Below are 26,118 nucleotides of genomic sequence, written 5' to 3'. Positions count from 1 at the left end.
CGTCAGAGCCGCGCATAATGATCGAGCAGCCGGGCCCAGGCGCGCTCTGCCTCGGCGCGGTCGTAGGACGGGGAATCGGGTACGCACCAGCCGTGGTCGGCGTTGTAGACCTCGATCTCGGCCATCTTGCCGGCAGCGGCCGCCGCGGCGCGCAGTGCGTCCTTGTCGGTCGGCGCCTTGGCATCGTCGTTGCGGGCGATCGCGAACAGGTATTCGGCCCGGGTCGCCGGCAGCAGTTTCGACGGCGCGGTTGCCGTATCGCCGACCAGCCCGGCGCCGTGAAACGAGCACGCCTGACGCACCCGCGCCGGCACCGCGGCGGCGCTGCGCACACCGTAGCCGCCGGTCTGGCAATAGCCCTGCACGCCGACCCCGCGGGCGGTGTCGACCGCGCCCTGCTTGTCGAGCCAGCCGATGAAGGCCTGCGCATCGGTGGCGGCGTGTTCGGGGCTGAGCGTGGCGATCAGCGGCTTGAGCTTGGCCTGCCCTTCGGCCGTGCGGTATTCCGAAAAGGCCTGCGTGATCGGCGCCTTCATGCCGCGGTAGTAGTGGTTGACCAGCAGCACCGCGTAGCCCGACCCGGCCAGCCGGCGGGCCATTTCCATGAAGGCGGGGCGCAGGCCCGCGATGTCGGGCCACATCACGATGCCGGGGTGACGCCCCTTGGCAGGATGGACGAACAGCGCATCGGCGGTGCCGTCGCTGGTCGGAATCGCGACGTTGGTTTCCGTCAGCGCGCCGCCGTCGGCGCCCTTCGTGGTCGTGCAGGCGGCGAGCGCGCCGACGGCGCCGAGCGCGGCGAATTCGCGGCGGCTCAGCCCCTTGCGGGCCAGCGCGGCGTCCTCATCGGCAGCGGTGAATTCGTCGCACATCGATCAGGCTCCTGATATCGTTCCCGCGCCGCCAGCATAGGCGGGCCGGATGGAACGCCAAGCCCTTTTCAGCGCCGGGCCAGCGCGTCCTCGCACTCGGCCATCAGGCGGTCCATGATAACCTGGACCGGCTCTTCGGCGGTGACCATGCCGACCGACTGCCCGGCCATCAGGCTGCCGTTCTCGACATCGCCGTCGATCACCGCGCGGCGCAGCGCACCGGCCCAGTAATGCTCGATCTGGAGCTGCGCCTCGGTCATCGCGATGCCGTCCTCGTCAAGCGCTTTGGCGACCTCGAGCTGCTTGGCGGTGAACGCCTCGGTGCCCTTGTTCTTGAGCGCGCGGACCGGGATCACGGGAAGGCGCGGGTCGACCTGCACGCTGGCGACCGCATCGCGCGCACTGGCACGGAAGAACGCCTGCTTGAACGCGGGGTGGGCGATCGATTCGCTGGCGCACGCAAAGCGGGTCCCCAGCTGCACGCCGGCGGCGCCCATTTCGAGATAGCCGGCAATCGCCTCGCCGCGGCCGATCCCGCCGGCGACGAAGACCAGCGCCTCGGCGCTGAGCGCGGGGAGGATTTCCTGCGCCAGCACGCTGGTCGAGACCGGGCCGATGTGGCCGCCGGCCTCCATCCCCTCTATCACGATGGCGTCGGCGCCGCTTCGCAGCAGCTTCTTGGCGAGTGCCAGCGTGGGCGCGAAGCAGATCACCTTGGCACCGGGATGGGCGCCATCGCCGGCCTTGATCGCCTCGACGCTGCCCTTGGGCGGGATGCCGCCGGCCAGCACGACATGGCCGACGCCGTGGCGGCCGCAGACCGCGATCAGGTCGAACAGCTGTGGGTGCATCGTGATCAGGTTCACGCCGAAGGGCCGCTGCGTCAGCGCTTTGGTGGCGGCGATCTCGGCATCGAGCAGTTCCGGGGTCATCGCCCCGCAGGCGACCACGCCGAAACCGCCCGCCTCGCTGATCGCGCTGACCAGGTTGCGCTCCGACACCCAGCTCATCGCCCCGCACAGCACCGCGTGCTCGCAGCCGAGGAAATCGGCGCCGCGCTTCATCAGGGCTGCGGTGCGCGGGGTGTCGGTCATATTGGTCTCCGAAAGGCGGATGCGCGCTTTAGGTGGCGCGGCCCGAGCGGGCAAGTGGCGGGCCTGCGCCCGCAAGTAATCGGCCCGCACGATCACTCTGATGAGCAGCGGTCGTTGGGCGCGGCGGCGTGCGCCGGCTAGACTGACAACGGTTAGACAGAACCATGCGCCGATGCTCCGCATCGGCCGCGGGTCTGGCGATAGGGCGGGCGCGCTAGGGACAAGCTGCCGCGTTCGCCACGATCGCTTCCCCTGTGCCGTCCCCACCGGCGGCACGGGTCGCGGCTCCGCCCCCCGGGTTGTCCCATGGCCCGGGGGCGGAGTTGCGCCTCAGTCGGCGAAGTCCGGCGCCCGCCGCTCCATCTGCGCCCTGACCGCCTCGACCTGGTTGCGGCTACCGACCAGCGCGTGCTGCTCGACGCTCTCGGCCATCAGGATGGCGCGCTCGTCCTCGCCCAGGTAGCGCCCGAACAGGCGCTTGGCGGCGCGGATCGCATGCGGGTTGCGCGCGGCGATGTCTGCCGCGATCGCTGCGGCGCGGGCGCGTGGATCGGCATCGACCAGGGTGGCGAAGCCCAGCACCTGTGCCTCGGCGCCTGAAAATTCGCGATTGGTATAAGTCAGCTCGCGCAGCACGTCGTCGCGCACGGTCCCCTTCCACAACACGTAGCCGGCCATGTCGGGGACGATGCCCCACTTCATCTCCATCACCGACAGGCGCGCCTCCGGATGGACCACGCGGACGTCGGCGCCGCAGGCGATCTGCAGCCCGCCGCCGAAGCAGACCCCGTGGATCGCCGCGATGACCGGCACCGGCAGCTTGCGCCACTGCAGCGCCACCTGCTGAAAATGGTTGGCATTGCCGTGCGTGCGATCGGTGATCGCGCCTTCGCCGCCGCCCAGCGCCGCCATGCTCGCCATGTCGAGCCCGGCGCAGAACGCGCGGCCTTCGCCCGACAATACGACGCAGCGCAATCCGGACATGTCGAACAGGGCGTGACCGGCCGCGATCAGCGCCTCGAACATCGCCGGGTCGAGCGCATTCATCTTGTCGCCGCGTGCCAGCACGACCTCGGCGACGCCGCTGCCCGTCATCGTCAGCGTGACGCGGCCTTCCGCGCCGAACTGCCTCGTTTCACCCATGATCCAGCTCCTCGCCCAGCAGCGCCGGCTGCGGGGCCGGGTGCTGGGCGTCCTTGTCGCCGATCCGCACATGGGCGTCCAGTTCGGCCGGGCAGCGCGGCGCCAGAATGAAGCGATAGCCGTCCTCACCCGCCTCGAGGCGCAGGCTGCCGAGCCCCGCGGCGCGCATCTTGGCGCGCAAGCGGCTGGCGTGGACCGGCAGCGTATTGGTCTCGGGCCGGAACCGCAGCCGCCAGACGTCGCGCAGCAGCACCTCGACGCTGACCGGCTCGCCGCCGGCCTCCGCCAGCCGCCATGCCAGCGCGAATTCGCGCGGATGGAGGCCAAGCGCATGGCCGTTCGCGAAGCCGTCCCGCACCATCAGGTCGAGCATCAGCGATCCCGCCCAGCGCCGCCGCGGCAGCGCCGCGGCCATGCGCAGCATCCGCGCGGCGCGCACCTCCACTTCGGGCAGGCCGGCGCCGGGGCCCAGCACCTCGCCCGCGCCGGCGCGCAGCAGGTGGGTGCGGCGCGCCGGGTCGGCCACGTCGAGCACCAGCGCGCGCCGGGCGGCAAGTTCGAGCGGCGCGGCACCGACGCCGGCAAGATGGCTGTCGGGCATCAGGATCGCGGCGCCGGCGCCCGGGGCAAGCGCGGTGTCCGGTTCGGTCAGAGACCATCCGCACAGGCGCAAGTCGGCGCGCGGCGGGACCTCCGCCGGCGCAAGCCAGGCGAATTCGGGCAATCGATGCTTCCCAGACCCATGCGGCCACTCGCGACGAGGGCCGTTCGCGCGGGCTTAGCTGCGCCCGCACCGGCACCCGTTAACAATCAGCCTTAATTTGGCCTGACCCGCGCCCGGCGCGCGGTCAGGCGGCGGTCGCGTTGACGCCCATCGAGGCGAGGTAGCGCTTGATGTTGCGCGCCGCCTGGCGCAGCCGCTGCTCGTTCTCGACCATGGCAATGCGCACGAAGCCTTCGCCGTCCTCGCCGTAGCCGACGCCGGGTGCGACCGCGACTTCCGCGTGGGTAAGCAGTTGCTTGGAAAACTCCAGGCTGCCCATATCCTTCAGCGCCGGCGGCAGCGGCGCCCAGGCGAACATCGAGGCGCGCGGGCTCGGAATGTCCCAGCCGGCGCGGCCGAATGCCTCGACCATCACGTCGCGGCGCTTCTGGTAAAGCTGGCGGTTCTTCTCGACGATGTCCTGCGGCCCGTTGAGCGCCGCGCAGGCAGCCGCCTGGATAGGTGTGAACGCGCCGTAATCGAGGTACGACTTTACCCGCGTCATCGCCGCGATCAGCCGCGCGTTGCCGACCGCGAAGCCGACCCGCCAGCCGGCCATCGAGAACGTCTTGCTCAGCGATGTGAACTCGATCGCGATGTCCTTGGCGCCGGGCACCTGCAGGATCGAGGCGGTCGGCACGCCGTCGTAATAGAGCTCCGAATAGGCGAGGTCGGAAATGATCCAGACCTTGTTGGCCTTGGCCCAGGCGACCAGCCGTTCGTAGAAGGCAAGGTCGACCGTTTCGGCGGTCGGATTGGAGGGGTAGTTGACCACCAGGATCGAGGGGCGCGGAACGGTAAAGGCCATCGCCCGCTCCAGCGAACGGAAGTAATTCTCGTCCGGGGTCGTCGGCACGCTGCGGATCGTGGCGCCGGCGATGATGAAGCCGAACGTATGGATCGGGTAGCTGGGATTTGGCGCCAGCACCACGTCGCCGGGCGCGGTGATGGCGGTGGCAAGGCTGGCGAGGCCTTCCTTGCTGCCCATCGTCATGACCACTTCGGTGGCTGGGTCGACCTCGACGCCGAAGCGGCGTCCGTAATAATTCGCCTGCGCCTTGCGGATCCCCGGGATCCCGGCGGACGCGGAATAACCGTGCGCGTCGGGCTTGTGCGCAACCTCGCACAGCTTGTCGATCACGTGCGCGGGCGGCGGCAAGTCCGGGTTGCCCATGCCAAGGTCGATGATGTCGCGTCCGGCCGCGCGTGCCGCGGCCCGCATGCCGTTGACTTCGGCGATGACATAAGGCGGCAGGCGCTTGATGCGGTAGAACTCGTCTTCCATGACCTCGGCTTTTGAAAGATGGTGGCGGCAGCGGCGCCGCGGGCAAACCCTACGCGATTGTTCCATGCTGGCAAATGCCGTTTCGGAGGCTAGGGTGGCCGCGACACAGGAGCGCGACGAACCGATGGCCGAGACCCCGACCGACCCGTTCTCCGCGCTATTGACCCCGATGATGGCCGCCGCCTCGCCCGAGGACCTGGCCCGCTGGCAGGAGTCGGCGGCAAAGCTGCAGGCGCTGTGGCTGGACTTCCAGCAGGAGCGGGCCGCCAAGGCGGCGACCGGCCTGGGCGGGCTGTTCGACCCCGCGCAGTGGCTGGCGCTGGCGCAGAGCTGGACTGCAGGCCACCCGCTGCTGGCACCCGATGCCACGCGCAAGCTGTGGGAGGACGGGCTGGCGCTGTGGGAAGGCGTGCTGGGCCAGTACGGCATCGGACCGCGTGCCGCCGAAGCGGGCGAGGCACCGCGACTGCCGCGTCAGGATCGTCGCTTTGCCGACCCGCGCTGGCGCGAAAACCCGTTCTTTGCGCTGGTGCACCAGACGTACCTGATGCTGGCGGAGCAGGCGCTGGCGATGGCCGACCACGGCGATGCCATGGCCGGCGGCACCGAGGGCGGCATCCAGAACGGCATGGATCCGGCGCGGCGCGAACAGCTGCGCTTTGCCACCCGCACGCTGGTCGAGGCGCTGAACCCGGCAAACTTCCCGCTGCTCAACCCGGTCGTGCTGGAGCGCATCGTCGAGACCCGCGGCGAAAGCCTGGTGCGCGGGCTTGGCCACCTGACCGCGGACTTGCGCCAGGGCCAGCTCAGCCACGTGGCCGAAGGCGCCTTTACACTGGGTGAAAACCTGGCCGCGACGCCGGGCAAGGTCGTCCACCGCACCGACCTTTACGAGCTGATCCAGTACAGTCCCGCGACCGAAGCGGTGCTGGCGGTGCCGCTGGTTATCTTCCCGCCGTGGATCAACCGGTTCTACATCCTCGACCTCACCCCGAAGAAAAGCTTCATCCGCTGGGCGGTCGACCAGGGCATCACCGTCTTCGTGGTGAGCTGGAAATCGGCCGACCCGGCGATGGGCGCGGTGATCTGGGACGATTACATCCGCGCCCAGATGGACGCGATCGACGTCGTGCGCGCGCGACTGGACGTGCCCGCGGTCCACACTATCGGCTATTGCGTGGCCGGCACCACGCTGGCGGCGACGCTGGCGATCCTGGCCCGGCGCGGCGAGGCGGACAAGGTTCGCTCGGCCACGTTCTTCACCGCGCAGGTCGATTTCGAACGCGCCGGCGAGCTCAAGGTGTTCATCGACGACAGCCAGCTGGCGATGATCGACAAGCTGGGCAGCGAGGGCGTGATCGACGGGCGCTATCTGGCGCTGACGTTCAACCTCTTGCGCGGCAACGACCTGATCTGGAACTACGTCGTCAACAACTACCTGCTGGGTGAGGACTACCCGGCATTCGACCTGCTGCACTGGAACGGCGACACCACCAACCTGCCGGCAGCCTGGCACCGCGCCTACCTGCGCGACCTATACCGCGACAACAAGCTGGTGGTCCCAGACGCGCTCGAAGCGGACGGCACGCCGATCGACCTGACCCGGATCGAGACCCCCGCGTTCATCCAGGCCGGGCGCGAAGACCATATCGCCCCGGCCGAAAGCGTCTGGCGCATGACCCGCCATTTGCGCGGACCGCAAACCTTCGTGCTGGCAGGGTCGGGCCACATCGCCGGGGTGGTCAACCCGCCGGCCGCGAACAAGTACCAGTACTGGACCGGCGACAGCGAAGCCGACAGCTTTGCGGCTTTCGTCGATGGCGCGGCCGAACATCCCGGCAGCTGGTGGCCCTACTGGCTTGAATGGCTGCGGGGGCTGGACGCGGCAGAAGTCGCCGCGACCGGCAAGCGCAAGCCCGGCGGCAAGGGCGACCGCGTGCTGGGCGATGCACCGGGCGATTACGTCAAGACGCGCTGAGCGCCCCGTGGCGCCGCTTTGCTGCACTGCACAAAATAGCGTTGACATCGCGCCTGCAGCGCCTATTTTGTGCAGTGCAACAAAAGCGGGCAGCGGTTTGCTCGTGCTGCATGAAGGATTGAGCGATGGCCGAGGCCAGCCCTGCAATCGAAGTCGACACGGCCGGCGCGAGTGCCGGCGAAGCAGCGGTCGCCCCGGTGACCGCGCCGACAAAGGCGGCGTTGCCCGCGCAGGCGAAGCTTCCCGCCAAGGCGAAGGCCCCGGCTAAAGCGAAGGCGAAGATCGCCGCGAAGCCCGTGGCCGCCAAGCCGGCCCGCGCCCCGTCCAAGACCGTTATCAAGCCCGCTGCGGCGAAGGCCACGCGCCCCGCCCCCACCATCAAGACCAAGGAACCTCTCATGGCCACCACCCAGACCACCGCCGACAACATCACCGGCAAGATCAAGACCGTCCTTGCCGACGTGCAGGACCGCGCGAAGAGCGCTTATGAAAAGAGCACGGCAATGGCCGGCGAAATGACCGAGTTCGGCAAGGGCAACGTCGAAGCCATGGTCACCTCGGGCAAGATCCTCGCCTCGGGCCTGCAGGACATGGGCAAGTCCTATGTCGACGAGGGCAAGAGCGCGTTCGAAACGATGACCGAAGACGCCAAGGCGCTCGCCGCGGTCAAGTCGCCGGCCGACTTCTTCAAGCTCCAGGGCGAACTGATGCGCCGCAACTTCGACACCTTCGTCGCCGCCGGGTCGAAGCACTCGGAAGAGATGGTCAAGCTGGCGAACGAGGCGTTCGCGCCGCTGTCGACGCGCATGAGCGTGGCGATGGAAAAGGCCAAGCTGGCCGCCTGACGCCGTTCGCACAGCCGGCGGATATTCTCCCCCGCCGGCCGTGATCAGAAAAGGCCGGCTGACACCGCGGTGTCAGCCGGCCTTTTTCGTCGACCTGCCGCGCGGCGCGGCCAAATAGCGACAAAATCGCATCATGCCCTTGTCGATTCTGCCCCCGATACGATATTTCAGCACCATGCATTCCGCTTTCGACCTTTCCGCGACCGATCGCACGCGTCTGGCGCAGGACGACGAGACCGGGTTGCCCGGCGATCCGGCGGACGAGGTCGGGATCGCGACCAAGACCCGGGCCAGGCCCAAGAAGCCGAGCCAGTTCAAGGTCTTGCTGCTCAACGACGATTACACGCCGATGGAATTCGTGGTCATGGTCCTCAAGCGGTTCTTCGCCATGGACCTGGAACAGGCGACCCGCGTGATGCTTCACGTCCACCAGAAGGGCGTCGGGGTGTGCGGGATCTTTCCGTACGAGATCGCCGAAACCAAGGTGAACCAGGTGATGGAATTCGCGCACCAGAACCAGCATCCCTTGCAGTGCACGCTCGAAAAGGCCTAGCTGCCGGGCACGCGGGCATGAGCGCTCTGGACTGACCATCACGGCGGTCTAAGGGCACAAGCAGAAAGTTCGATTCGAGCCGCTCTTGCCCTTTTCCGGAAAACCCTTCCTGACCGCGGTCGACCGCTACATCTTCCGCCTGACGGCGATGCCGATGCTGGGCGTGTTCGTGATCGCCGCGTCGCTGCTGATCCTCGACAAGATGCTCAAGCTGTTCGACTTCGTGGCGACCGAGGGCGGACCGGTGTCTGTGGTGTTCCGCCTGCTGGCCAACCTGCTGCCCGAATACGCCAGCCTGGCGGTACCGCTGGCGCTGCTGATGGGAATCCTGCTGGCCTTCCGCAAGCTTGCCACCTCGAGCGAGCTCGACACGATGCGCGCGGTCGGGCTTTCGTACACCCGGCTGCTGCGGGTGCCGTTCATCCTCACCATCATCTTCGCCGGCGTGAACCTGGCGATCGTCGGCTACCTGCAGCCGCTGGCGATGTATTATTACGAGGCCCAGCAGTTCGAACTGCGCTCGGGCGCGCTCGGCGCGTCGATCAAGGTGGGTGAATTCACCACCCTCAAGGACCGGATGGCCCTGCGGATAGAGCGCAGCTACGACCAGGGCCGTCGGCTGGAGGGAATCTTCGGCCGGGTGGTTGCCGGCAAGCAGGTGCTGACGATCTCGGCACGCGAAGGCCAGTTCCTTGCCCTCAAGGGCAGTCCCAACACGATCATCCTGCGGCTTAACGACGGGCAGATCCTGCAGGACGCGCCGGGCGATCCGCCGCGCGTTCTAAGCTTCACCCGCCACGACCTGCCGATCGACCTGCCGGCGATCGAGAAATTCCGCCAGCGCGGCGGCAAGGAGCGCGAATACGTGCTGCCCGAACTGCTCAAGCTGGGCTGGAACAAGGCGTCGCCCGAAGCGCTCAAGGACGAGACCCGGGCCAGCCTCAACTACCGCATGGTCGAAGTGGTGATGATGCTGCTGCTGCCGTTCCTGGCGGTGGCGCTTGCGGTCCCGCCCAAACGATCGACATCGTCGCTCGGGGTCTTCGTGGCGATCATCATGGTGGTCGCCTATCACAAGATCAACGAGTACGGACAGGCGGTCGCGGCGCTGGGGCGGGTGCCGTCGTGGGCGGCGCTGTGGCTGCCCTTCGCGCTCTTCGCGGCGCTGATCGTGTGGATGTACTACCGCGTCGCCTACGTCCCCGGCGGCCAGGCGATCGGCGCGCTGGAGCGGGCCGCCGGCAACATCGGCAAGCGCATCCGTGCACTGCGCCGCATCGGGCGGCGCCGCGCCGCGCCGCAACCGGCCTGAGGAGCGCGTCCGCTTGTTGCTCGACTTCTTCCCTTCCGCGGCACTGACCAAGTACCTGGCGCGGCTCTTCGTCGTCCGCATCGCAGCGGTGCTGGTGATGCTGGTGCTGATCCTCCAGATGCTCGACCTGCTGAGCGAAAGCGGCAAGATCCTGGCCGTGCCCGGCAATGGCCAGGCCCAGCTGCTCCACTACGTGTCGATGCGCGTGCCCCAGCTGATCGCGCGGTTCCTGCCGTACTCGGTCCTGTTGGCGACGATCCTGACGCTGGTCACCCTGAACCAGAACAGCGAAGTGGTGTCGATGAAGGCGGCGGGCATGTCGGCGCACCAGGTCCTGGCACCGCTGATGCTGACGGCCGCCGCCATCGCGCTGGTCAACTTCGCCTTCAACGAACGGATCGTGACCCGCGCCAGCGCCTCGCTGAAGGCGTGGCAGGCGGTCGATTACGCCAAGATACCGCCGGTCTCGCAAGTCCGGACCAACGTCTACCTGCGCGACGGCAACAACATCCTGTCAGCCGCGCGCCTGTCGGGCACCGGTGCCCGTGCAGTGATGGACGACGTCACCTATTTCGAGCGCGACGCCAACGCGATGGTGGTGCGCCAGACCCGCAGCCCGCACGCGACCTTCGCGAACCCGGGGTGGAAGCTGGACGCCCCGGTCAGCTTCACAGTCGCCACCGCCCAGCGCGCGCCGCTGGCCCCCGAAGTGGTCGCGCGCGGGGTAACCCCGGCTCAAGTCGCGATCAGCGCGGTCGACGCCGATGGCGAGGATTTCATGACGCTGCGTGCCTCGATCGCCGCGATGAAGGCGGCGGGGCGCCGCACGGCGGAGCTCGAGGGCAAGTTGTGGCACAAGCTGTCGGGACCGCTGTCGGCGGCGCTGATGCCGTTGCTGGGCGCGGTCGCCGCGTTCGGGCTGGCACGATCGGGCCAGGTGCTGATCCGCGCGGTGATCGGGATGGCGCTGGGTTTTGCGTATTTCGTGGTAGATAATGCCGCGCTGGCGATGGGAAATTTCGGCGCCTATCCGCCGATCGTAGCGGCCTGGGCGCCGTTCGTGCTGTTCGCCCTGATCGGCGAAACGGTGCTGATCCGCACCGAGGAGTAGCCCGGCGTCAGGAACCAATTGCCGCTTCGCTCGTCGACTCGGGTGGGAAACCCGTCACGAGGAAGCCGGACCATGAAAGTCTTTGCCCTGCCCCTGGCCGTCGCCGCGCCCCTGTTTGCGCTGGCGGCGTGCAATTCCAACAGCCCGACCCCCGAAGCCAGCGGCTCCGCCATGGCGGATGCGACCGCCACCGCCACCGCTACCGAAACGGTCCCTGGCGCCACCGCCACCGCAACCGTCCCCGCTCCGACGGTGACCACCACCGCCACGGCAACCGCCACACCCGGCGTGACCGCGACGGTTGGCCCCAACGGCGCCACCGTGAATACGCGCAACGGATCGGTCACCACCGGGCCGACGCCCTCGGTCACGTTCACCAGCAACTGAGCCGTTGCGGGGTCAGGCCCCGCGGCGACCCATCGTGCTGCGCGCGATGCGCCCGACCAGCGGCAACATGCCGCGGTAATGCGCTTGCGGATAGGTCTGCAGCGCGCCTTCGTGGCGCGAGAGGCGGCGATGCGCCTCGGGCAGCGAGTGGTACGGCATCGACGGCAGCAGGTGGTGTAGCGCGTGATAGCGCAGGCCGACCGGGGCCCACAGCTCGGCGATCAGTCCTGGCGGCGGCACGTTGACAGAATCGAGGTACTGCGCGGTCACCGTCATCGGCTCGCCCTCGTTCTGCCACAAGTGCGCGACCAGCGTGCGAAGCTGGTTGAGCAGCGCCGTGGCCGAGACGATGGCAAGACCGATCGCCAGCGGGCGCCAGTCCCACAGGATCGCGGCGGTAATCAGCAGCCAGGACCACGCCCAGACGCCGGCCTCCTGCCACAGCACCTGGCGCCGAAACGCGCCTTCGGCCGGGCGGCGGCGGAAGGCCGGGTTGATCGCGAGCGCCGAGGCACGTTCCCACGTCAGCGTGCGGATCGCCGGGATGACGAGGCCAAGCGGCACCAGCACCGCCGCGCGCAGCAGTAGGCCGATCGGCAGCAGCAGCGAGACGACGATGAACATCGGCAGCGACCACGGCTTCATCAGCGCCAGCGGCAGGTATTCGGGATCGTCGGCGGTGCCGTAGCGCGTGCGCGCATGGTGCAGCGTATGGACGTTCTCATACATGAACGACGGGGTCAGCAGCGGCACTCCGACCAGCAGGTTCCAGCCGAGACGAAAGCCCGGCAAGGCATCGCGGTGGATGTGCGTCAGCTCGTGGATGAACAGCAGCGCCCGGTACAGCGCCAGTGCCGAAAGCACCCCGCAGGACAGTTTCAGCCACAGCGGTGCGGCCAGGATCGCACCCGCCATCGCCGCATAGCCGACCAGCGCGGAGACCAGCATGTCGGGCCAGTAGATGGCGGCGCGCGCGGCGGAAATGTCGCGCGTCAGTTCGGCCGCGGCGCGCAGCATCGCCTTGTCGTCGGGGATCGAACCGGAAAACTGGTTGGCCGGGACGGGCGCGGCGTCGGCCACGACGGCCGGGTGGAGATCAACAATCATGACAGCTCGATTTTGGCGGTGGCAGCGCTGCGCGGTTGACAAGCCGCGCGCGCCGCCGTGTGGAGAGGCGCGATACCAGCGGATAAGGGCAAGAGCATGGCGGCGTCCGACATAGAAATCACTCCGGTTACGGACAAGGCCGGCTTCAAAGCCTTCATCGACATCCATTACCGCCTCAATGCCGGCGATCCCAACTGGGTCCCGCCGCTGCGCGGCGAGAACGAGGAGATGTTCACGCCGGGCAAGAACCCGTTCTTCGAACACGCCCGCCACCAGTATTTCCTCGCCCGCCGGGGCAGCCAGGTGGTGGGCCGGATATCGGCGCATATCGATGAACTCGCGCTGACCCAGCCGCCCGAGCAGGGCATGGGCCCGGGTACCGGCAACTGGGGCGCGCTCGAGGCCGAGGACGAGGCGGTTGCCGCAGCGCTGATCGCCGCCGCCGAAGACTGGCTGCGCGGCCAGGGGATGACCCGCGTGCTCGCGCCGATGACCCTGTCGGTGTGGGAGGAACCGGGCCTGCTGGTGAAGGGCCACGATCACCCGCCCACCGTCATGATGGGGCATCAGGCGCCGCAGTACGAAGGCTGGGTCAAGGCGCAGGGTTACGAGACGGTCAAGTCGCTCTACACTTACGATCTAGATGTCACGAAGCCGTTTCCGCCGCTGATCGCGCGGATCATCGCCTCGGGCGAGAAGAACCCCCGCATCCGCATCCGCGACGTCGTGCTGAAGAACTTCGACAAGGAAGCCGCGCTCATCCTCGACATCCTCAACGATGCCTGGTCGGGCAACTGGGGCTTCGTGCCGATTACCGACAGCGAAGTCGCCTACACCGGCAAAAAGCTCAAGCCGCTGGTCAAGCCGGACCTGATCCGCATCGCCGAACTGGACGGCGAGCCCGTGGCTTTCATGATGACGCTGCCCGACCTCAACAAGCCGATCAAGGAGATCGGCGGCAAGCTGTTCCCGTTGGGCTTCATCAAGCTGCTGTGGTGGCTGCGCCATCCCACCCGCGCGACGATGCGGGTGCCCTTGATGGGCGTGCGCAAGCCACTGCAGGCCTCGCGCCTGGCCAGCCAGCTGGCCTTCATGCTGATCGATTCGATCCGCAAGGACGCAGTCCGCAAGTACGGCGCGGTGCGCGGCGAGATCGGCTGGATCCTGGATGACAACCAGGGCATGAACGCCATCGCCACCGCGATCGATAGCCGCGTCAACAAGCAGTACGACATCTACGCCAAGGCGTTGTAGGCACGGCTTGAATTGCGCGTCCGGCGCGGCCTAGGATAGCGGTGGCGCCCGTTCCAGCGCCGGGAGACGTGCCGTGTCGATGCTGCCCGACGACGCCATCGAGAACGAGACCCCGGCTGCCATGGATGCCCAGGAAATCCGCCTGGTTTCCGCGCTGGTGGTGATCCTGGGAATCGGGCTGTTCCTCGCGCTGCCGTTCGTGCTGTCGCAGGGATCGGTGGTGTTCCTGCCGCTGGTGACCGCGCTGATCCTGTCGATCGTGCTGTCCCCGCTGGCCGACAGGCTGGCCAGCTGGGGCGTTCCCAACACCCTGGCGTCGTTCATCGCGCTGGTCCTGTTCCTGGGGTTCCTGATCGCGGTGGTGCTGCTGATCCTGCAGCCGGCGATCGCCACGTTCGACAAGGTGCCGCAGATGCTGGCCAAGATTAGCACCGAGATCACCAGCCTGCGCAGCAAGTTCTCGTGGATCAACGATGTCGGCGGCCAGTTGGCCAAGGCTACCGGCCATGCCCAGCAGCGCGAGGTCGTGATTGCCCAGCCCACCGTGGTCGAGCAGGTCGCGGTGGCGACGCCGTCGGTGGTGCTCGAGGTGTTCTTCACCCTGCTGATGACGTTCTTTATGCTGGAATCGCGCACCCGGATGCGGCGGCGGCTGCTGCTGGAACGCGCGTCGTTCGGGGCCAGCCTGAAGGCTGCGCGGGTTCTGCGCCAGGTCCAGGACCGGGTCGCGGGTTATATCCTGACGGTCGCGGCCATCAACTTCTGCGTCGGCATCATCGCCGCACTGGGCGCCTGGGCGTTCGGGTTCGAGGCGCCGATCATGTGGGGCGGCATCGCCTTCGTGCTGAACTTCCTGCCTTACGTCGGGCCGCTGACGATGGTGGCGGTGCTGGGTGTGTTCGGCCTCGCCAACGAAAACGCGCTGCTGCCGGCGCTGGCGCCGGCGGCAGCCTACCTGTCGCTGCACGCGGTGGAATCGAACATCGTCACCCCGTCGATCCTGGGGGTGCGGTTTACCGTCAGCCCGGTGTGGATCCTGCTGTCGATCAGCTACTGGACGTGGATCTGGGGGGTTATCGGCGCGCTGCTATCGGTGCCGATCCTGCTGACCGTGGCGGCGCTGATCGAGCACCTGGGCAAGCCCAACATCATCGGCTTCCTGTTCGGAGAACCGCTCTTCCCCGAGCCCCTCGTCATGGACGATGAGCCCGAGGAAGATAGCCTTATCCAGGCGCCCAAGCCGGCCTAGCCAGCGCCCGAGATCGCTCAGGCCGGGTAGGTCCAGCGCGTCCCGCCCAGCTGCTGGGCGGCGAAATCCCAGTTAAGCAGGTTTTCGAGCACGGCCTTCAGATAGTCGGGCCGCACGTTCTTGCGGTCGAGGTAATAGGCGTGCTCCCACACGTCGACGACCAGCAGCGGGGTCTTGGCGCTGTCGGCGCCCAGGTCACCCAGCGTTTCGGCGTCGTGCGTGTCCTCCACGCTCAGCGTGCCGCCGTCGGCAACCAGCCAGACCCAGCCCGAGGCGAAGTGGTTGGCGCCCTTGTCGGCCATGTCCTTGGCCACCTTGTCCAAACCGCCATAGCTGTCGATCGCGGCGGCCAGGTCGCCGGACGGCTTGCTGCCGCCGGGCGTCATGCTCATCCAGTAGAAACCGTGATTCCATACCTGCGCGGCGTTGTTGAACAGCGCGGGCTTGCCGCGGCTGGCCTTGACGATCTCTTCCAGAGACTTGTCGGCAAGATCGGTACCCTCGATCGCGGCGTTGGTCTTGTCGACATAGGTCTTGTGGTGCTTGCCGTGGTGCACGGCCAGCGTGTCCGCCGAGATGTGGGGGGCCAGCGCGTCTTCCGCATAAGGCAGCGGCATCAGGGTAATCGCCATCGTCGGTTCTCCAGTTGTTTTGGGGTTTGCAGTTTCAACGCGCCGCAAGGCGCGCGGTTGCGGACATTCAGCCTCGATCCGTCGCCGCGCGGCGGTCGACCGTGGCGGTCACCGCCACGTCCAGCGTGACGTTGCCGACCGTGCGGACGATGTCGGGCAGGACTTCCACCGCCACCAGCAGCGCCAATGGCCCCAGCGGCACGCCCATGGCCAGCGCGATCGGCCCGATCGAGGACACGAAGCTGATCGCGCCGGGTAGCGACGGCGCCCCCAGTGTGGTCAGCAGCGCGACCACGACGCCCGCGGCGATCACGGGCGGGGTCATCGCCACGCCGGCCAGATGGCCGACGTAGATCGCCACCGCCAAATTCATCGCCGGGCCGGTCGCGCGGAACACCGCTACGGCCAGCGGCAGCACGAATTCGCCGCTGGTCTGGCGCAGGCCCAGCCGGTTGCAAGCGCCCAGCATCGCCGGGACGCTGGCGAGCGAGGACTGGGTCGACAGCGCCACCGCCTGGGCAGGCAGCATCGCCCGTGCGAAACGTCCCAACGGGATGCCGCCGCCAAAGCGCGCCAGGCCATAACCCGCCGCCATGACCACTAGGCCGATCGAGGCGACAAGCGCGATATAGTGCGCGAGCGCGCCGATCGCGGCGGTGCCGCTTTTCGCCGCGACCGCCAGCGCCAATGCGAATACGCCGATCGGCGCCAGCTTGAGCACCCAGCCGATCATCACCATCATCGCGCCGGCAATCGCCTCGAACAGCGACGACAGCTGCAGGCGCGGCTCCAGAGGCAGCCGGGTAATCGCCAGCGCGAAGAGCGCGAAGAATACGATCAGCGGCAGGATCGCGCTGTCGCTGGCGGCCGCGATCACGTTGGTCGGCACCAGCGCGGTGAGGAAATCGAGCAGTCCCGGCACCGCGGGAGGCGGTCCGCCCATCGCTCCGCCCGACAGGGCCGCCGCGGCGCTGGCCGGGACCGGAAATATCCGCAGCAGCGCCGGCATCGCGAAGGCGGCAAAGATCGTGCCCGAAGCAAGCACGGCGATGAACTGGCCCACCGAATAGGCCGCCATCCGCCCGGCCGAGGCCGCCGCCACCGTGCGTACGATGCCCATCACCAGCAGCGCCACCACCAGCGGAACGATCGTCATCTGCAGGCCGCGCAGCCACAGGCCGCCCAGCCAGTCCGCCGCCGCCACGATTCCCGGCGCACCGCCATCGCGTGCCAGGACCAGGCCCAGAAGCAGCCCCGCCGCCAACCCGCCCAGGGTCCATTTCGCGGGCACGCGCACATCGGGAAGGGACAGGGCCTGCGGTTCGCTGTGCGGCATCGTTGCTCCTTTGCGGGAAACCGGCTGGCTGACCCGGCATTGTGATGCCATTAACGGGTCGCCGCGGCATGGCAAAGGCCGCTTTGATCCGGTTGAACTGAAGGAACCCCGCACCATCATGGGCAAGCGCTATTTCGGCACCGACGGCATTCGCGGCCTGACCAACAGCGGTGCGATGACCGCGCAGACCGCGCTGGCGGTCGGGCAGGCCGCCGGCCGGCACTTCCTGCGGGGCAGTCACCAGCACCGCGTGGTGATCGGCAAGGACACGCGCCTGTCGGGCTACATGCTTGAAAACGCTCTGGTCGCCGGCTTCACCAGCGTCGGCATGGACGTGGTCCTGACCGGGCCGCTCCCCACCCCGGCGATCGCGCTGCTGACGCGCGAACTGCGTGCCGACGTCGGCGTGATGATCTCCGCCAGCCACAACCCGTACGAGGACAACGGCATCAAGCTGTTCGGCCCCGACGGCTTCAAGCTGTCCGACGCCGACGAAGCCGCGATCGAGGCCGGGATCGAAAGCGAGGCCGCGCTGGCACCCGCGGACAAGATCGGCCGCGCCCGCCGCATCGACGATGCCGCCGGCCGCTACATCCATGCGGTCAAGTCGAGCCTGCCCGACCTGGTCCGGCTGGACGGACTGAAGATCGTCGTCGATTGCGCCAACGGCGCTGCCTACAACGTCGCCCCGTCGGCCATCTGGGAGCTCGGCGCCGAAGTGATCGCGGTCGGCGTCGCGCCCAACGGCCGCAACATCAACGACAAGTGCGGCTCAACCTCGCTCAACCTGGTCAAGGAAACCGTGGTCGCCAGCGGCGCGGACATCGGCATCGCGCTCGACGGCGACGCCGACCGGCTGATCGTCGTCGATGAAACCGGCGCCACCGTCGACGGCGACCAGATCATGGCGCTGATCGGCAGCCGCTGGGCCAGCGAGGGCCGGCTCAGGGGCGGCGGCGTGGTGGCAACGGTGATGTCGAACCTCGGCCTCGAGCGGTTCCTCAAGGGCCAGGGCATCGACCTGCTTCGCACCGCGGTGGGTGATCGCCACGTGCTGGAGGCGATGCGCGCGCGCGGCTGCAACGTCGGCGGCGAGCAATCCGGCCACATGATCCTGCTCGACCATGCCACCACCGGCGACGGCACCGTGGCGGCACTGCAGGTGCTGGCGGCGCTGGTCCAGTCAGGCCGAAAGGCTTCCGACTTGCTGCACTTGTTCGATCCCGTCCCGCAATTGCTGCGCAATGTCCGCTTTGCCGGGGGGAAACCGCTGGAGGATGAGCGGGTTAAGGCGCGCATCGCGGCCGCGGAAAAGGCGTTCGGCGGGCGGGGCCGGCTGGTGATCCGTCCGTCCGGCACCGAGCCGGTGATCCGCGTCATGGCCGAGGGCGACGACGCCGCCGAGGTCGAGGATGCGGTCGCCGGGATCTGCGCGGCCGTGGCGGAGGCAGCGGCATGAGCCTGGCCATGCGTCCCGACTGCAAGCGCTGCGGCGCCGACCTGCCGGCCGAGGCGCCCGGCGCCTTCATCTGCAGCTTCGAATGCACCTACTGCGCCGCCTGTGCCGAGGCGCTCGACGACGTCTGCATGACCTGCGGCGGCGAGCTGGTCGACCGGCCGACGCGGGCGCGCAAGTTCCACGCCGACCATCCGCCTTCCGCCAAGCGGCAGTTCCAGGGATGAACGCGGCGCCGCCGCGCATCCTCGTCATCGCCGGGTCGGACAGCGGCGGCGGCGCGGGCATCCAGGCCGACATCAAGACGATCACGATGCTGGGCGGCTACGCGATGACCGCCATCACCGCGCTTACCGCCCAGGATACCCGCGGCGTCCACGCGGTCGAGCCGGCGAGCCCGGCCATGGTCGCGGCGCAGATCGACGCCTGCCTGGCCGACATCGGCGCCGACGCGATTAAGATCGGGATGCTGGGATCGGCAGACGTCGCCGCGTTGGTAGCAGACCGGCTGGAGGCGGTGCGGGTGCCGATCGTGTTTGACCCGGTCATGGTCGCAACCAGCGGCGGGGTGCTGGCCGATGCTGCCACGATCGCAGGGTTCGAACGGCTGATGGCCCTTGCCACGCTGACCACGCCCAACGTCGCGGAGCGGGACGCCCTTGGCGGCGCGGCGGCGCTCGATGCGCGCGGTATCGCCTGGCTGGCGAAGGGCGGAGACGCTGCCGGCGCGACTGTCACCGATACCTTGCACGTCCCTGGCCAGGGGCCGCGGTCCTGGTCGGCAGCGAGGGTGCATACGCTCCACACGCACGGCACGGGCTGCACCCTGGCGAGCGCGATCGCGACCGGTCTGGGCGGCGGTTTGCCACTGGCCGATGCGATCGAGCGGGCCCGGGCTTTCGTGCGCGCGGCGTTGGCGGCCGCACCTGGCCTGGGCGGCGGCAACGGCCCGCTGGGCCATGCCGCCGTACGCGATCAGGCTTTGGGCTTGCCCAGTTCGTAGAAGTTGCTGATGTGGCCCCAGGCCTCGTCCGCGGTCTCGACCCAGCGGAACAGGTCAAGGTCCTCGTAATTGATCACGCCTTCCTCGGCCAGGGCCTCGAAGTTGATCACGCGGCTCCAGAACTCCTTGCCGAACAGCAGGATCGGGATCGGTTTCATCTTGCCGGTCTGGATCAGCGTCAGCAGTTCCATGAACTCGTCCAGCGTGCCGAAGCCGCCGGGGAACACGGCTACCGCGCGGGCGCGCAGCAGGAAGTGCATCTTGCGCAGCGCGAAATAGTGGAACTGGAACGACAAGTGCGGCGTGACATACGCGTTCGGCGCCTGCTCGTGCGGAAGCACGATGTTGAGCCCGATCGATTCCGCGCCGGCATCGGTCGCGCCGCGGTTGGCCGCTTCCATGATCGACGGCCCCCCGCCCGAGCAGATCACGAACTGGCGCATGCCCTTCTCGACGATCGCCGCCTCACTGGCGATGCGCGCGAGCCGGCGCGCCTCGTCATAGTACTTGCCGTTGGCAATCAGCCGCTCGACCACGGCCTTGCGGCGCTCGGTCGTGGCGGTGGCGCGGGCGGCCTCGGCCATGTCGGGCGACGGGATGCGGGCGGAGCCGTAGCACACCAGGGTAGAGCCGATCTGCGCTTCGTCGAGCAGCATCTCGCACTTCAGCAGCTCGAGCTGGAAGCGCACCGGGCGCAGCTCTTCGCGCAGCAGGAAGTCGGTGTCGCGGTAAGCCAGGCGGTAGGACGGATCCTGCGTCTGCGGCGTGCACGGGGCCGTCGCCTCGGCAAAGGCGGCGTCCTGGTGCGCGTGGTGGAACTTGCCGCGCGTCAACTCGCGATCGCCCTCGACCGGCTCGGGCAGCGGCGCGCGGTCGGGCGCGGCAGGGTTCTTGCGGGTCATGGCGCGGCGATATCCTTCCTGTTCCGCGTCGGCGGGCAATCCCTGGCAGGGCGGCGCTGAGCGATGAAGTGGATGCCCCGCGAGGATTCGAACCTCGATTGACGGAGTCAGAGTCCGTAGTCTTACCATTAGACGACAGGGCAACAAGGGCTGGGCCTCTAGAGGGGGGCAAAGGGTCCGTCAAGCGGTGCGATGGGCTTTGCGGGCGCGGCGCTTGCCGCCGGGTGACCGCGGCGCTACGATAGCTGCAGGTCCCCGCCGCCCGGGCGGGAGGAAGAATGAAAACGAGTACCTTGCCATGGCGGAAATCGATCCGCCGGCCCGCGCCAGCAAGGCGGTGATGGAGCACAAAGGCCCGCCGGCGAAACGCCAACGGCCAGCCGGCGATTCCGGCCCCAACCGCCCCTCGCGCCAGACCGGCCCCCGAACCCACAGCGGGTCTTCGCAGGGCAGCGCCGCGACCGGACGCGAGGCGCCGATGCACCGGCAGGCCTACGCCGCGATCGACCTGGGCACCAATAACTGCCGGCTGCTGATCGCCCGCCCGTCGGGCGAGCACTTCGTTGTCATCGATGCGTTCAGCCGCGTCGTCCGCCTTGGCGAAGGGCTGGCCCAGCACGGCCGCCTGTCCGACGCGGCGATGGACCGGGCGCTGGGCGCGCTGCAGGTCTGCGCCGACAAGCTGCGCCGCCGCAACGTCACGCTGGCACGCTCGGTCGCCACCGAGGCGTGCCGCCGCGCGGTCAACGGTCCCGCCTTCATCGAGCGGGTCCGCCGCGAAACCGGCATCGCGCTCGACATCATCAGCGCCGAAGAGGAAGCGCGGCTGGCCGTGCTCGGCTGTCACCTCCTGCTTGAGCCCGGTGACGGCCCGGCGGTGATCTTCGACATCGGCGGCGGATCGACCGAGCTGGTGCTGGTCGATTCGGGCCAGGCCGGGGTGCCGCGCATCCAGGCGTGGAAATCCATTCCCTGGGGCGTCGTCTCGCTGACCGAGACGTGCGGAGCGGAGCCTGAAGACCCCGCCGGCCGCGCCGAACGCTATGCCCTGATGCGCCGCACCGTGGGGGACAGCCTGGCCGCGTTTGCCGACAGTCTGGGACCCGCGCGCGCTTCGTCCGCCGGCCTGCGCCTGCTGGGGACCAGCGGCACCGTCACCACGCTTGCCAGCGTGCACCTGGGGCTGCCGCAGTACGACCGTTCGGCGGTCGACGGGCTGGTCATGCCGACCGCGGCGATGCAGGCGATCACCGAGCGGATTGCCGGCATGTCGCTGAGCGACCGCTGGGAGCTGGCCTGCATCGGCAAGGAGCGCAGTGACCTGGTGGTGGCCGGCTGCGCCATCCTCGACACGATCTTCGCGCTGTGGCCGGCGGAGCGGCTTGGCATTGCCGATCGGGGCATCCGCGAGGGCATCCTTCGCGGCCTGATCGCTGCGGGCGAGGCGGGCGAGCGGGGCCGCGCCGCCGTTAGAGGGAGGCGCGCATGAGCCGCTCGGGACGCAATCCGGGCGAGCGGCTCAAGACGGGGCGCGGCCGCACCGCCAGTTCGGCGCGCTGGCTGACGCGCCAGATCAACGATCCTTACGTCAGGCAGGCCAAGGCGGACGGTTATCGCAGCCGCGCCGCCTACAAGCTGGCAGAGCTCGACGACCGCTTCGCGATCCTCAAGGGTGCGCGCCGCGTGGTCGACCTTGGCATCGCGCCGGGCGGGTGGAGCCAGATCGTCCGCGCCCGCGCGCCCAAGGCGCAGGTCGTCGGCATCGACCTGTTGCCGACCGACGCGATCGAGGGCGTGACGATCTTCGAAATGGACTTCATGGCCGAGGACGCCCCCGCCGCGCTGGAAGGTGCGCTGGGCGGCCCGCCCGACCTTGTCCTGTCCGACATGGCGGCCAATACCGTTGGCCACAAGCAGACCGATCACTTGCGCACGATGGGCCTGGTGGAAGCCGCCGCCTACTTCGCGGTCGAGACGCTGGCCCCGGGCGGCGCATTCGTGGCCAAGGTCTTCGCCGGCGGAACCGATGCCGAATTGCTCGGGCTGCTGAAACGGAACTTCAAGACCGTCAAGCACGCCAAGCCTCCCGCCAGCCGCAAGGGCAGCAGCGAGTGGTACGTGATCGCGCAGGGGTTCAAGGCCACCGCTGCGACCTGAGCCGGACGGGGCAGTCGCGGCGATGCGGTCGCAGCTTGACCCGGCCTCGCTTGAAAATCGCGGCGCAGTGCCGCCGATCGCCTACGCCGCGGCGCAGCCGAGGGTAGCGAAACCTTCGCGAGCCCGAGTGAGGTTTGCGCTTGGTCCGGCGTGCCGCCAGCGGCCGCCTGCAGTGCCGACTTGCGCCTTACTTCTGCGACTTGATGTAGGCGATCACGTTGGCGCGCTCCTGCGCGTCGGACAGGCCGGCAAAGCTCATCTTGGTGCCCGGCGCGAAGGCGCGCGGGTTGGTCAGCCAGGCATCGAGGCTGGCATCGTCCCACACCCCGCCCTTGGCCTTGAGCGCATCGGAGAACGCGAACCCGCCGCGGCCCTCGGCCTTCTTGTCGCCGGCGATGGCGAACAGGTTCGGGCCGATACCGTTGGCGCCGCCCTGGTTGATGGTGTGGCAGGACTGGCACTTCTTGAACGACTGTTCCCCCTTGGCCGGATCGGCGGCGGCGACTGGCGTTCCCGCGGCACCGGCAGGCGCGGCGGCGGCGGCCGGAACCGCCGGCAGCGGCAGGTTGGAGCCGAGCGAGTTCAGGTACAGCATCACGTTGGCGCGTTCCTGCCCGTCAGGAAGGCCGGCGAAGCTCATCTTGGTGCCCGGGGCATAAGCCTTGGGGTTGGTCAGCCACTCGTTCAAGCTGGCCCAGTCCCAAGTGCCGCCCTTGGACTTGAGCGCATCGGAGAACGCGAATCCGCCGCGGCCTTCGGCCTTCTTGTCGCCGACGATGCCGAACAGGTTCGGGCCGATGCCGTTGGCGCCGCCCTGGTTCGCGGTGTGGCAGCTCTGGCACTTCTTGAAGGTCGCTTCGCCCTTGGCGACATCGCCCTTGGCGAGCAGCGCCTCGAACGGCTCGGCGGCAGCCGCGCCTTCGCCGCCCGAATGGACGACGCCGGCGATCTCGTAACCCATCTTCTCGGGCCGCTCAGCCTTGTTGGCGTGGAAGACCTTGCCCGAAAAGCTGGCCAGACCCAGCGCGACGATGCCGGAAAACAGCACCCAGCCGGCAGTGGTGTTGAAACGATCCTGCATCGGTATCCCCGTTGGCCCTGGCTCAAGAAAAAGGCGCGCGGCGCCCAGTTGCGGGCCGCTCTAGTGGCGCACCAAGCCGAGCGCAAGAGGGCCCGGACGCCTGCCTAGTGCGCCGACGGCATCCCCGGATCGCGCGTGGTCCCGCGCTGGTTGAGGCGCCGGAACAGCTTGCCGCGTTCGCTGTAGAGCACCAGTATCAGCGACACGATGCCGCCGCTCAGCAGTGCCAGCGCCAGCGGCAGGGCCGTGCCGTCGAAGGCCTGGCCGATCAGCGCGCCCAGGACCGCGCCGATGACCATGCGGGTAAACGCCTGGAACGACGCGGCCGCGCCGGCGATCTCGGCAAACGGCTGCATCGCGATCGATCCGAAGTTGGCGCCGATGAAGCCGACCAGCATCATGTTGAGGGTCATCAGCGGCATGAACTGGAGCAACGTTTCGCCCCCGCGCGCCGCCTGCCAGACCTGAACGCTCGATATCGCGATGAAGGTCAGCAGCGCCGCGTGGCTGACGCGGCGGGCGCCGAAGCGTTCGACGATGCGCGAATTGGTGAAGTTCGCCAGCGCCATCGAACCGGCGCTGATCGCGAACAACAACGGGAACCAGTGCCCGGCTCCGAAGTGCTCCGCCACCAGCTGCTGCGCGCTGTTGATATAGCCGAACAGCCCGGCCATCACCATCGAGGATCCGATGACGTAGCCGATCGAAGCGCGGTTGCGCGCCGACAGCACCATGTTGCGCGCGATTCGTCCCGGCTCGATCGCCTGGCGAAAATCGGGATGAAGCGTTTCGGGCAGGCGCAGCCATGCCCACGCGAACAGTACCGCGGCCATCACCGCCATGCCGCCGAAGATCCACCGCCAGCCCGCGAACAGCATGACGAACTGGCCAAAGCTGGGCGCCAGCATCGGCACGATCATGAACACGACCGCCACGGTCGACATCGCCCGCGCCATCCGGTCACCGACGAAGCGGTCGCGCACGATCGCGGCAGGCAGCACGGTCAGTGCCGAGCTACCCACCGCCTGAAGCACGCGCATCGTCAGCAGCTGGTCGAAGCTTTTCGCCATCGCGCATCCGATCGCGAACAGTGCGTAGAAGAACAGGCCGCCGAACAGCACCGGGCGCCGCCCGAACCGGTCGGCCAACGAACCCGGGACCAGCGAGGAAACCCCCGCGGCCACCAGGAACGCCCCGACGATAAGCTGCCGGCGGTTGGGGTCGGCAACGCCCAGGTCGCTGGCGATTGCACCCAACGCCGGCAGCATCGCGTCGATGGCGAGCGCCTGCAGCGCCATCGACATCGCCATCATGAAGACGAATTCGCCCTCGCCCAGCTTGAACTGGGGGGATCGAGGCGCGGTCGTTGCGGACATGGCCTGCGTCATGCCGCGCTGCAGCATCGCTGGCCAGCCCTTTTTGCCACGGCCGGGGCAAGCTAGGCTTGCAGCGATGAGCACTGGCGATCCTGACGGCGAGTCCGATGACGGCGGCCTGCGCAAGGTCATCCATGTCGACATGGATGCCTTTTACGCCAGCGTCGAACAGCGCGACGAGCCCGCCCTGCGCGGGCTGCCGGTGGCGGTGGGCGGATCGTCCGACCGCGGCGTGGTCGCCGCGGCAAGCTACGAAGCGCGGCGTTACGGCGTGCGGTCGGCGATGGCCTCGGCCCGGGCCAGGCGGCTGTGCCCCGCCCTTGTGTTCCGCAAGCCGCGCTTCGCGGTCTACAAGGCAATTTCGCAGCAAATCCGCGCGATCTTCGAGGATTACACCCCGCACGTCGAGCCGCTCAGCCTCGACGAGGCGTTTCTCGACGTCACCGATGATGTGAAGGGGATTGGATCGGCAACCCGCATCGCCGAACTGATCCGCACTCGCATCAAGGCTGAAACCGGCCTGACCGCGAGCGCCGGGGTCAGCTACAACAAGTTCCTCGCCAAGCTGGCGAGCGACGAGAACAAGCCCGACGGCCTGTGCGTCATCCGGCCGGGCGAAGGAGCAGCCTATGTCGCGGGGCTGGCGGTATCGCGTTTCCATGGCGTCGGCCCGCGCGGGGCCGAACGGCTGGCCGTGCTTGGCATCCGGACCGGCGCCGACCTGGCGGCGCGCGACATCGATTTCCTGCGTCGGCACTTCGGCAGCCAGGCCGATTACCTGTTCCGAGCTGCGCGCGGTATCGACTTGCGCCGGGTCCAGGCGCACCGAGCGCGCAAATCGGTTGGTGCCGAGCGGACATTCGATCACGACGTTTCATCAGGCAGCGCGCTGCGCGAGACGCTGGAGCGAATCATCGCGCTGACCTGGGAGCGGATCGAGCGCAGCGAGGCGTCCGGCCGCACCGTGACCCTGAAGGTCAAGCACGCGGATTTCAGCTTGCTGACCCGCGCGCGCTCGGCGGCCCGGCCAATCGCGACCCGGGCCGAGTTCGCGGCCGTTTCGCACCTGCTGCTTGGCGATGTCCTGCCACTGGCGCAGCCGATCCGGCTGATGGGGCTGACATTGTCGGCGCTCGAGGAGGACGACGAGGATGCCGGCGCTACGCCTCGAGCGGTGGGGGAAACGCAGCTGCCGCTGTTCTGACCCAGCCGGGCACTGCGG

The 26,118-nt window shown here is 68.5% G+C and carries 26 protein-coding genes and 1 tRNA gene (1 of these 27 running past the window's edge); 14 read left to right on the top strand and 13 right to left on the bottom strand.

From position 1 onward, the window contains the following. Positions 1–2 precede the first annotated feature (2 nt). The 5 genes from ACOYW6_RS12425 to ACOYW6_RS12405 all read right to left on the bottom strand — a co-directional run bounded on the left by ACOYW6_RS12425 (position 3) and on the right by ACOYW6_RS12405 (position 5,157). Positions 3–872 (bottom strand): dienelactone hydrolase family protein, encoded by an 870-nt coding sequence (locus ACOYW6_RS12425; RefSeq protein ID WP_423141616.1) that lies wholly within the window; start codon positions 870–872, stop codon positions 3–5. Positions 873–940: 68 nt separating this feature from the next. After that, on the bottom strand, positions 941–1,966 hold the full coding sequence (locus ACOYW6_RS12420) for an NAD(P)H-dependent flavin oxidoreductase (RefSeq protein WP_423141615.1): 1,026 nt from the start codon (positions 1,964–1,966) through the stop codon (positions 941–943). A 330-nt stretch (positions 1,967–2,296) separates the two neighbouring features. After that, positions 2,297–3,109: a crotonase/enoyl-CoA hydratase family protein gene (locus tag ACOYW6_RS12415; RefSeq protein WP_423141614.1), complete on the bottom strand. Its 813-nt coding sequence runs from the start codon at positions 3,107–3,109 to the stop codon at positions 2,297–2,299. Beyond that, entirely contained in the window at positions 3,102–3,833 is a 732-nt protein-coding gene (locus tag ACOYW6_RS12410) for a winged helix-turn-helix domain-containing protein (protein WP_423141613.1), read from the bottom strand. The genes ACOYW6_RS12415 and ACOYW6_RS12410 overlap by 8 nt, the downstream gene beginning before the upstream one ends. Before the next feature lie 124 nt (positions 3,834–3,957). Then, a complete protein-coding gene (locus ACOYW6_RS12405; RefSeq protein WP_423141612.1) occupies positions 3,958–5,157 on the bottom strand; it encodes an LL-diaminopimelate aminotransferase in 1,200 nt (399 codons plus the stop codon). A 124-nt stretch (positions 5,158–5,281) separates the two neighbouring features. Here ACOYW6_RS12405 and ACOYW6_RS12400 point away from each other — a divergent pair, with 124 nt between their 5' ends. The 6 genes from ACOYW6_RS12400 to ACOYW6_RS12375 all read left to right on the top strand — a co-directional run bounded on the left by ACOYW6_RS12400 (position 5,282) and on the right by ACOYW6_RS12375 (position 11,343). Continuing rightward, positions 5,282–7,135 (top strand): PHA/PHB synthase family protein, encoded by a 1,854-nt coding sequence (locus ACOYW6_RS12400; protein WP_423143130.1) that lies wholly within the window; start codon positions 5,282–5,284, stop codon positions 7,133–7,135. A 125-nt stretch (positions 7,136–7,260) separates the two neighbouring features. Then, complete coding sequence (locus ACOYW6_RS12395; RefSeq protein ID WP_423141611.1) at positions 7,261–7,980, top strand: phasin family protein; 720 nt, start codon at positions 7,261–7,263, stop codon at positions 7,978–7,980. Between the two features lie 175 nt (positions 7,981–8,155). After that, positions 8,156–8,533: an ATP-dependent Clp protease adapter ClpS gene (clpS, locus tag ACOYW6_RS12390; RefSeq protein WP_423141610.1), complete on the top strand. Its 378-nt coding sequence runs from the start codon at positions 8,156–8,158 to the stop codon at positions 8,531–8,533. A gap of 148 nt (positions 8,534–8,681) precedes the next feature. Continuing rightward, positions 8,682–9,845: an LptF/LptG family permease gene (locus ACOYW6_RS12385; RefSeq protein WP_423143129.1), complete on the top strand. Its 1,164-nt coding sequence runs from the start codon at positions 8,682–8,684 to the stop codon at positions 9,843–9,845. 13 nt (positions 9,846–9,858) lie between these two features. Beyond that, positions 9,859–10,956, top strand: coding sequence for an LPS export ABC transporter permease LptG (gene lptG, locus ACOYW6_RS12380; RefSeq protein WP_423143128.1), 1,098 nt, complete (start codon positions 9,859–9,861; stop codon positions 10,954–10,956). Between the two features lie 72 nt (positions 10,957–11,028). Next, a complete protein-coding gene (locus tag ACOYW6_RS12375; RefSeq protein WP_423141609.1) occupies positions 11,029–11,343 on the top strand; it encodes a hypothetical protein in 315 nt (104 codons plus the stop codon). Between the two features lie 12 nt (positions 11,344–11,355). Here ACOYW6_RS12375 and ACOYW6_RS12370 read toward each other — a convergent pair whose 3' ends face one another. Beyond that, positions 11,356–12,450 carry a fatty acid desaturase family protein gene (locus ACOYW6_RS12370; protein ID WP_423141608.1) on the bottom strand — a complete coding sequence of 365 codons (1,095 nt, stop codon included), beginning with the start codon at positions 12,448–12,450 and terminating at the stop codon, positions 11,356–11,358. 96 nt (positions 12,451–12,546) lie between these two features. On the opposite strand from ACOYW6_RS12370, the gene ACOYW6_RS12365 reads away from it, so the two are divergent. Both ACOYW6_RS12365 and ACOYW6_RS12360 read left to right on the top strand, forming a co-directional pair. Continuing rightward, positions 12,547–13,704: an N-acetyltransferase gene (locus ACOYW6_RS12365; RefSeq protein ID WP_423141607.1), complete on the top strand. Its 1,158-nt coding sequence runs from the start codon at positions 12,547–12,549 to the stop codon at positions 13,702–13,704. Between the two features lie 79 nt (positions 13,705–13,783). Continuing rightward, positions 13,784–14,953, top strand: a complete 1,170-nt coding sequence (locus ACOYW6_RS12360) for an AI-2E family transporter (RefSeq protein WP_423143127.1) — start codon at positions 13,784–13,786, stop codon at positions 14,951–14,953. A gap of 17 nt (positions 14,954–14,970) precedes the next feature. Here ACOYW6_RS12360 and ACOYW6_RS12355 read toward each other — a convergent pair whose 3' ends face one another. Both ACOYW6_RS12355 and ACOYW6_RS12350 read right to left on the bottom strand, forming a co-directional pair. Next, positions 14,971–15,585 (bottom strand): superoxide dismutase, encoded by a 615-nt coding sequence (locus tag ACOYW6_RS12355; RefSeq protein ID WP_423141606.1) that lies wholly within the window; start codon positions 15,583–15,585, stop codon positions 14,971–14,973. Positions 15,586–15,652: 67 nt separating this feature from the next. Further along, positions 15,653–16,921, bottom strand: coding sequence for a dicarboxylate/amino acid:cation symporter (locus tag ACOYW6_RS12350; RefSeq protein ID WP_423141605.1), 1,269 nt, complete (start codon positions 16,919–16,921; stop codon positions 15,653–15,655). A gap of 118 nt (positions 16,922–17,039) precedes the next feature. Between ACOYW6_RS12350 and glmM the strand changes: the two genes are divergently transcribed. The 3 genes from glmM to thiD are packed head-to-tail and all read left to right on the top strand — an operon-like array spanning position 17,040 to position 19,380. Next, the gene (glmM, locus tag ACOYW6_RS12345; protein ID WP_423141604.1) at positions 17,040–18,380 is read left to right on the top strand and encodes a phosphoglucosamine mutase; all 1,341 of its coding nucleotides are present in this window, start codon (positions 17,040–17,042) and stop codon (positions 18,378–18,380) included. Then, the gene (locus ACOYW6_RS12340; protein ID WP_423141603.1) at positions 18,377–18,604 is read left to right on the top strand and encodes a DUF1272 domain-containing protein; all 228 of its coding nucleotides are present in this window, start codon (positions 18,377–18,379) and stop codon (positions 18,602–18,604) included. Before glmM ends, ACOYW6_RS12340 begins: the two co-directional genes overlap by 4 nt. Beyond that, positions 18,601–19,380 (top strand): bifunctional hydroxymethylpyrimidine kinase/phosphomethylpyrimidine kinase, encoded by a 780-nt coding sequence (gene thiD, locus ACOYW6_RS12335; RefSeq protein WP_423141602.1) that lies wholly within the window; start codon positions 18,601–18,603, stop codon positions 19,378–19,380. The genes ACOYW6_RS12340 and thiD overlap by 4 nt, the downstream gene beginning before the upstream one ends. On the opposite strand, the gene ACOYW6_RS12330 is transcribed toward thiD, so the two are convergent. Then, on the bottom strand, positions 19,353–20,282 hold the full coding sequence (locus ACOYW6_RS12330; RefSeq protein ID WP_423141601.1) for an LOG family protein: 930 nt from the start codon (positions 20,280–20,282) through the stop codon (positions 19,353–19,355). The genes thiD and ACOYW6_RS12330 overlap by 28 nt on opposite strands. 69 nt (positions 20,283–20,351) lie before the next feature. Further along, positions 20,352–20,425: transfer RNA gene (locus ACOYW6_RS12325), tRNA-Gln, on the bottom strand. A gap of 155 nt (positions 20,426–20,580) precedes the next feature. On the opposite strand from ACOYW6_RS12325, the gene ACOYW6_RS12320 reads away from it, so the two are divergent. Continuing rightward, positions 20,581–21,771: a Ppx/GppA phosphatase family protein gene (locus ACOYW6_RS12320; RefSeq protein ID WP_423141600.1), complete on the top strand. Its 1,191-nt coding sequence runs from the start codon at positions 20,581–20,583 to the stop codon at positions 21,769–21,771. Further along, complete coding sequence (locus ACOYW6_RS12315) at positions 21,768–22,439, top strand: RlmE family RNA methyltransferase (protein WP_423141599.1); 672 nt, start codon at positions 21,768–21,770, stop codon at positions 22,437–22,439. The genes ACOYW6_RS12320 and ACOYW6_RS12315 overlap by 4 nt, the downstream gene beginning before the upstream one ends. A gap of 187 nt (positions 22,440–22,626) precedes the next feature. Here ACOYW6_RS12315 and ACOYW6_RS12310 read toward each other — a convergent pair whose 3' ends face one another. Both ACOYW6_RS12310 and ACOYW6_RS12305 read right to left on the bottom strand, forming a co-directional pair. Beyond that, positions 22,627–23,520: a c-type cytochrome gene (locus ACOYW6_RS12310; protein WP_423141598.1), complete on the bottom strand. Its 894-nt coding sequence runs from the start codon at positions 23,518–23,520 to the stop codon at positions 22,627–22,629. A 104-nt stretch (positions 23,521–23,624) separates the two neighbouring features. Then, complete coding sequence (locus ACOYW6_RS12305; RefSeq protein WP_423141597.1) at positions 23,625–24,896, bottom strand: multidrug effflux MFS transporter; 1,272 nt, start codon at positions 24,894–24,896, stop codon at positions 23,625–23,627. 76 nt (positions 24,897–24,972) lie between these two features. On the opposite strand from ACOYW6_RS12305, the gene dinB reads away from it, so the two are divergent. Then, on the top strand, positions 24,973–26,100 hold the full coding sequence (gene dinB / locus ACOYW6_RS12300; protein ID WP_423141596.1) for a DNA polymerase IV: 1,128 nt from the start codon (positions 24,973–24,975) through the stop codon (positions 26,098–26,100). Here dinB and ACOYW6_RS12295 read toward each other — a convergent pair. Further along, on the bottom strand, positions 26,057–26,118 hold the end of the coding sequence (locus tag ACOYW6_RS12295) for an NUDIX domain-containing protein (protein ID WP_423141595.1). The gene runs 418 nt beyond the window's last position; 62 of the gene's 480 nt are visible here — the last part of the coding sequence; its start codon lies off the right edge, out of view; its stop codon occupies positions 26,057–26,059. The two genes, dinB and ACOYW6_RS12295, sit on opposite strands and share 44 nt — an antisense overlap.

Origin of the sequence: Parablastomonas sp. CN1-191 (genome assembly GCF_049354825.1) — a bacterium.
Lineage (GTDB): Bacteria > Pseudomonadota > Alphaproteobacteria > Sphingomonadales > Sphingomonadaceae > Novosphingobium.
The sequence above is the reverse complement of the archived record's forward strand: the minus strand, read 5'-3'. Positions and strand labels throughout refer to the sequence as shown.

Bases quoted from the DNA above. Each gene is read 5' to 3' on its own strand.
- glmM (WP_423141604.1), top strand. From the start codon at position 17,040: ATGGGCAAGCGCTATTTCGGCACCGACGGCATTCGCGGCCTGACCAAC.
- ACOYW6_RS12400 (WP_423143130.1), top strand. From the start codon at position 5,282: ATGGCCGAGACCCCGACCGACCCGTTCTCCGCGCTATTGACCCCGATG.
- ACOYW6_RS12385 (WP_423143129.1), top strand. From the start codon at position 8,682: ATGCCGATGCTGGGCGTGTTCGTGATCGCCGCGTCGCTGCTGATCCTC.
- ACOYW6_RS12350 (WP_423141605.1), bottom strand. From the start codon at position 16,921: ATGCCGCACAGCGAACCGCAGGCCCTGTCCCTTCCCGATGTGCGCGTG.
- ACOYW6_RS12420 (WP_423141615.1), bottom strand. From the start codon at position 1,966: ATGACCGACACCCCGCGCACCGCAGCCCTGATGAAGCGCGGCGCCGAT.
- thiD (WP_423141602.1), top strand. From the start codon at position 18,601: ATGAACGCGGCGCCGCCGCGCATCCTCGTCATCGCCGGGTCGGACAGC.
- ACOYW6_RS12320 (WP_423141600.1), top strand. From the start codon at position 20,581: ATGGCGGAAATCGATCCGCCGGCCCGCGCCAGCAAGGCGGTGATGGAG.
- ACOYW6_RS12405 (WP_423141612.1), bottom strand. From the start codon at position 5,157: ATGGAAGACGAGTTCTACCGCATCAAGCGCCTGCCGCCTTATGTCATC.
- ACOYW6_RS12305 (WP_423141597.1), bottom strand. From the start codon at position 24,896: ATGTCCGCAACGACCGCGCCTCGATCCCCCCAGTTCAAGCTGGGCGAG.
- ACOYW6_RS12315 (WP_423141599.1), top strand. From the start codon at position 21,768: ATGAGCCGCTCGGGACGCAATCCGGGCGAGCGGCTCAAGACGGGGCGC.
- ACOYW6_RS12395 (WP_423141611.1), top strand. From the start codon at position 7,261: ATGGCCGAGGCCAGCCCTGCAATCGAAGTCGACACGGCCGGCGCGAGT.
- ACOYW6_RS12365 (WP_423141607.1), top strand. From the start codon at position 12,547: ATGGCGGCGTCCGACATAGAAATCACTCCGGTTACGGACAAGGCCGGC.
- ACOYW6_RS12310 (WP_423141598.1), bottom strand. From the start codon at position 23,520: ATGCAGGATCGTTTCAACACCACTGCCGGCTGGGTGCTGTTTTCCGGC.
- ACOYW6_RS12355 (WP_423141606.1), bottom strand. From the start codon at position 15,585: ATGGCGATTACCCTGATGCCGCTGCCTTATGCGGAAGACGCGCTGGCC.
- clpS (WP_423141610.1), top strand. From the start codon at position 8,156: ATGCATTCCGCTTTCGACCTTTCCGCGACCGATCGCACGCGTCTGGCG.
- ACOYW6_RS12340 (WP_423141603.1), top strand. From the start codon at position 18,377: ATGAGCCTGGCCATGCGTCCCGACTGCAAGCGCTGCGGCGCCGACCTG.
- ACOYW6_RS12360 (WP_423143127.1), top strand. From the start codon at position 13,784: ATGCTGCCCGACGACGCCATCGAGAACGAGACCCCGGCTGCCATGGAT.
- ACOYW6_RS12425 (WP_423141616.1), bottom strand. From the start codon at position 872: ATGTGCGACGAATTCACCGCTGCCGATGAGGACGCCGCGCTGGCCCGC.
- dinB (WP_423141596.1), top strand. From the start codon at position 24,973: ATGAGCACTGGCGATCCTGACGGCGAGTCCGATGACGGCGGCCTGCGC.
- ACOYW6_RS12370 (WP_423141608.1), bottom strand. From the start codon at position 12,450: ATGATTGTTGATCTCCACCCGGCCGTCGTGGCCGACGCCGCGCCCGTC.
- ACOYW6_RS12375 (WP_423141609.1), top strand. From the start codon at position 11,029: ATGAAAGTCTTTGCCCTGCCCCTGGCCGTCGCCGCGCCCCTGTTTGCG.
- ACOYW6_RS12330 (WP_423141601.1), bottom strand. From the start codon at position 20,282: ATGACCCGCAAGAACCCTGCCGCGCCCGACCGCGCGCCGCTGCCCGAG.
- ACOYW6_RS12415 (WP_423141614.1), bottom strand. From the start codon at position 3,109: ATGGGTGAAACGAGGCAGTTCGGCGCGGAAGGCCGCGTCACGCTGACG.